General features: G+C 61.9%; 4 protein-coding genes. 1 reads left to right on the top strand and 3 read right to left on the bottom strand.

Going from position 1 to position 3,306, the window contains the following annotated elements; translation table 11 throughout:
• Positions 1 to 724 (top strand): NDP-sugar synthase (locus tag Q7S58_RS00445; RefSeq protein WP_304819664.1); only part of this gene is annotated, 724 nt, incomplete at its 5' end.
• On the opposite strand, the gene menA is transcribed toward Q7S58_RS00445, so the two are convergent.
• The 3 genes from menA to Q7S58_RS00430 all read right to left on the bottom strand — a co-directional run.
• A complete protein-coding gene (gene menA, locus Q7S58_RS00440; protein WP_304819662.1) occupies positions 711 to 1,649 on the bottom strand; it encodes a 1,4-dihydroxy-2-naphthoate octaprenyltransferase in 939 nt (312 codons plus the stop codon). The genes Q7S58_RS00445 and menA overlap by 14 nt on opposite strands.
• 6 nt (positions 1,650 to 1,655) lie before the next feature.
• Complete coding sequence (locus Q7S58_RS00435; protein ID WP_304819660.1) at positions 1,656 to 2,864, bottom strand: CaiB/BaiF CoA-transferase family protein; 1,209 nt, start codon at positions 2,862 to 2,864, stop codon at positions 1,656 to 1,658.
• The coding region (locus tag Q7S58_RS00430; RefSeq protein ID WP_304819658.1) for a CoA transferase at positions 2,861 to 3,306 on the bottom strand (446 nt) is incomplete at its 5' end. The genes Q7S58_RS00435 and Q7S58_RS00430, both read right to left, overlap by 4 nt.

Raw genomic sequence — 3,306 nt, 5'->3', positions numbered from 1 at the left:
CGGACGGCCGTTGATTCATTATCCGATCGCGATGCTGAGGCGCGCGGGTATTACCGAAGTCGCAATCAACGTTCATCATCTGGCCGGTAGAATCCAAAGCGGTCTCGGCGACGGTTCGCGGCTCGGCGGGCGACTCACGTTTGCGCCCGAGCAGGTGTTGCTCGGCACCGGCGGACCGCTGAACGGCCTTCGCGATTTTCTCGGTATCGAAACCTGCGTAATTGCGAACAGCGACACAATTCTCGATCTCGATCTCGCGGCGATGATTCGGTTTCATCGCGACCGCGGCGCACTCGCGACGATTGCGCTATTCAATCCCGTCAATGCCGGCTACTACAGCCGAATCGAGATCGATGCCGACGCGCGGATTCGCCGGATGCGCCTGCTCGCGCGCCGCGATCCGATCGAGTTTGACGACTATCCGAAGGCGCTCGACGATCGCATCGCGACGACGCTGACGCCGTTCATGTATTGCGGCGTGCTGATCGCGGAGCCGGCCGTACTCGAGCTGATTCCCGATGCAACGCCGTGGAGCTTGATGCAGGGACTGTTCGCGCCGATGGTCGCGAATGGAGCGCCGGTGTTCGGCTATGTGCATCGCGGATATTTCCGCACGATCGACGATCTGAAAAGTTACGAGGCGCTCAAAGCAGAGTTCGCAGAGTCGCCGCCGACAGAAATCGCCAAACTGATCAGAAAAATTAGTCCAGCTACCAGCGCATGAACGCGGCGATCAGAAACGCCAGCATCATCAGCAGGCCGAACTCCATGTGGAGTTGCACCGAACGGAAGAGCGCGAGGTTGAGCTTTTTCCGATCGGTCTCGCGGAACACGATTCGCAGTTGGTCCAGCGCGCGTGGCAGCGTGACGAATACGGCGAGCGCAATCCACGGCAGCGTGCGCGTGAAAACCGCGACGATCACGCTCGCGTAGGCGAGCGCGTCGAGCACCACGAGTTCGTAGCGGGCGCCGGTGCGGCCGAGAATCGTGGCCAGCGTGCGCTTGCCGTGATTCAAATCGGTGTCTATGTCGCGGATGTTGTTCGCGTGCAAAATTCCGGCGACCATGAAGCCGAGCGGAATCGACGCCCACAACGCAGTCGCCGAAAATTGCAGCGCCATCACGAAGTACGCGCCCATCACGATCACCGGCCCCATGAAAATGAAAACCGTCAACTCGCCGAGCGCGACGTAGGCGAGCGCGACGGGGCTCGCGGTATAGAAATATCCGGCGGCGACGCTCGGAATGCCGAGCGCGAGAATCGGCCAGCCGCAAAGATAAACCAGCACGAGGCCCAGCATCGCGCCGATCGCAAATGCGACGACGCCGCCGCGCCAGACCTGATCGGGCGTGAGCAATCCGCGCTGGATGACCATGCTGGGGCCGAGCGATTGCTCGGAATCGGCGCCGCTTTTGAAGTCGTAGTAATCGTTGATGAGATTGGTGCCGGCCTGAATCGCCATCGCGCCAATCAATGCGAGAACGAGTCTGCCGGGTGCGAAAAATCCGTCGCGCGCGGCAACGGCCACTCCGAGGAGCACGGGAATCGCGGCCGCGCTGAGCGAAGGTGCGCGAATCGCTTGAATCCATGTGGCGAGCATGCCGGGCGCCGTCCCGCCGCCGTGAGGAACTGCAGTTGCGTCAGTCATGGCTCGCTAGAATAGAACATTTGCTTGCTTGAGGCTCGCGATCTTCTCGTCCGAATAGCCGAGCAGTTCGCGCAAAACCTCGTCGGTGTTTTCACCCATCGCGGGCGCGGGCGTGTATTTCAAATCGATCGCGCTGAAGCTCACGGGCAATCCGGGTACCGCGCGCTCGCCGACTTCGGCGTGCCTCAGTTTCAACAACATCCCCGAGTCGATGAAGGCTGGATCGTTGACGACTTCCTCAGTTTTGTAAACCGGTCCGGCAGCGAGATCGTGCTCGCGAAGTTTCGCGACCAGATCGTCGCGATCAAATTTGCGGGTGCGCGCCGCGATCTCGCGCTCAAGTTCATCGACGTTGGCAAGCCGCGTCACCAGCTTCGCAAATTTTGGATCGGTCGCCATCGAGGAGACGCCGAGCACGCCGCAAAGTTCCGCGAACTCATCGTCACTCGCGATCGCAAGCGCGATCCAATTGTCGTCGCCGGCGACCGGAAACACGCCGTGCGGCGCCATCGCCTCGTCGCGATTGCCGATCGGCCCCTGGTTGCGGCCGTTCATCAGAAAATCGAGCATCGCCTCGGGCATCATCGTGGTAACGGTCTCGGCCATCGACAAGTCGAGGTACTGGCCGTCACCGGTGCGATCGCGATGATGCAGCGCCGCGAGCAGAAAAAACGCCATCGCGGTGCCGACCGCGAAATCCGGCCAGGTGCCGCCGATCCCGCACGGAAACGAGCCGGGATATCCCGTGATGTGGCACAGGCCGGCGAACGCCTGCGTGGTCGGACCGAATCCCACCGTGCGCGCGAAAGGACCGTCCTGGCCGAGCGGAGTGCCGCTCAACATGATGAGGTCCGGTTTTATTTTGACGAGATCGTCGTAGCCGAGATTGTACTTGGCGAGGTTGCCGACGGTAAAATTTTCGCAAGCGATATCGCTCTGCGCGACGATCCCGCGCGCGATCTGCTGCGCCTCCGGAGTCGCGAGATTCAGCACGATGCTGCGCCGCGAAGTATTGATCGCGTTGAAGATGCCGCTCCGATTCGCGCCAACGATCCCGTCGGTGCCGGTGAGAAATCGCACCAAGTCGGGCGCACGCATGCTCTCGATGCGAATCACGTCGGCGCCGAGTGCGCCGAGCCACGCGGTCGCATGCGGCACGGCGTAGATCCAGCCGAAGTCCGCGATGCGAATGCCCGCGAGTGGCATCTTGTTCATATGATTCGCTCCGCCGCGAGCGCCGCGAGTTCCGATTCTGTGCGCCCGAGCCGCTCGCCGAAGATTTTGCGATTGTGCTCGCCGAGACGCGGTGCACCGCGCACGATTCGCCACGGCGTGCGCGAGAACTTGCACGGCGCGCCGGGCATCCGCACTTCTTTCGCCACCGGATGATCGTGCTCGATAAAAAAACGCCGCGCCTTGTATTGCTCGTTCGCCGCGACGTCCGCGGGCGAATGAACCGGGAAGCATGGCACGTGCTCAGCCTGCGATTTTTCGAACGCCTCGGCGCGCGTCTGCGTCGATAGCCAATCCATCAGGCCCGCCTCGATCATGTCGATATGCCCAACGCGTCCCAGCGCAGTCTGCAGAAACTCCGTCTCCATCCACTCCGGATTGCCGAGCACTTTCTTCGCGCCCTGCCAGAAGCGCTCGGTCGCCG

The organism is Candidatus Binatus sp. (assembly GCF_030646925.1).
GTDB lineage: Bacteria > Desulfobacterota > Binatia > Binatales > Binataceae > Binatus.
The sequence above is the reverse complement of the archived record's forward strand: the minus strand, read 5'-3'. Positions and strand labels throughout refer to the sequence as shown.

Coding starts and splice junctions, on each gene's coding strand:
- menA (WP_304819662.1), bottom strand. CDS start 1,649: ATGACTGACGCAACTGCAGTTCCTCACGGCGGCGGGACGGCGCCCGGC.
- Q7S58_RS00435 (WP_304819660.1), bottom strand. CDS start 2,864: ATGAACAAGATGCCACTCGCGGGCATTCGCATCGCGGACTTCGGCTGG.